The organism is Paraburkholderia sp. SIMBA_054, from assembly GCF_046534875.1.
Lineage (GTDB): Bacteria > Pseudomonadota > Gammaproteobacteria > Burkholderiales > Burkholderiaceae > Paraburkholderia > Paraburkholderia hospita.
The window spans coordinates 1-262 of record NZ_JAWRXV010001029.1; the positions used below are offsets into that span (position 1 = coordinate 1).

Here is a 262-nt window from a genome sequence, read left to right on the forward strand (position 1 = left end):
GAGACGGCCGGCTGCCGAGGCTCCGGCAAAAACTGCGCGCGCGGCCTTGGCACGTGCGCGACCATTACGCATGGTCGCGGACCGTAGTTGCGAGACCTGATTATCCTGCAGGCCGTTCATTTCCGGCCTCGACCATGGCAACGCATTACGCGATTCCGGAACCGGTCTGTCGAAAATTTCAAGCAACAGGTTGATCGCAACCTCCAAGCGAGCGAGAGACTTCTTTGCATCCGAAGGAAGTTCATCTTTCGTTGCACAGGTG

Annotated in this window: 1 protein-coding gene; it reads right to left on the minus strand. The window is 58.0% G+C overall.

Annotation, left to right across the window (positions count from 1 at the left end; genetic code table 11):
* Nucleotides 1-262: hypothetical protein (locus SB822_RS58270; RefSeq protein WP_410859267.1), on the minus strand; the 262-nt coding region annotated here is incomplete at both ends.